The sequence below is a fragment of the Mycolicibacterium sphagni genome, from assembly GCF_002250655.1.
GTDB lineage: Bacteria > Actinomycetota > Actinomycetes > Mycobacteriales > Mycobacteriaceae > Mycobacterium > Mycobacterium sphagni.
Map to the genome: position 1 here is coordinate 1 of NZ_NOZR01000064.1, position 663 is coordinate 663.

At 59.3% G+C, this 663-nt stretch carries 1 protein-coding gene; it reads left to right on the forward strand.

The features are described from left to right. Positions 1-43: 43 nt before the first annotated feature. The coding region (locus tag CG716_RS29400) for an MlaE family ABC transporter permease (protein WP_420093238.1) at positions 44-663 on the forward strand (620 nt) is incomplete at its 3' end.

Consider the following 663-nt stretch of genomic DNA (forward strand, 5'->3'; position numbering starts at 1 on the left):
TCGTTGGTCTCCGGGCGTGGCTTTGCGGAGTGCGTCGGGTCCGATGCAGGCTATTGGTGGCTTGTTTGCGATGTCGGCTGATGCGGTGCGTTTTGTGTTTCGGAAGCCGTTTCAGTGGCGGGAGTTTTTGGAGCAGTCGTGGTTTGTGGCGCGGGTGTCGTTGGCGCCGACGTTGCTGGTGGCGATTCCGTTCACGGTGTTGGTGTCGTTCACGTTGAATATTTTGTTGCGGGAGTTGGGTGCTGCTGATTTGTCGGGGGCGGGTGCGGCTTTTGGTGCGGTGACTCAGGTTGGGCCGTTGGTGACGGTGTTGATTGTGGCTGGTGCTGGGGCGACGGCGATGTGTGCGGATTTGGGGTCGCGGACGATCCGTGAAGAGATCGATGCGATGGAAGTACTCGGGATTAATCCGGTGCAGCGGTTGGTGACTCCGCGGATGTTGGCGTCGGGTTTGGTGGCGTTGTTGTTGAACTCGTTGGTGGTGATCATCGGGATTTTGGGTGGTTATGTGTTCTCGGTGTTCGTCCAGGATGTGAATCCGGGGGCGTTCGCGGCGGGGATCACCTTGTTGACGGGGGTGCCCGAGGTGATCATCTCGTGTGTGAAGGCTGCCCTGTTCGGGTTGATCGCGGGGTTGGTGGCCTGTTATCGCGGGTTGACGAT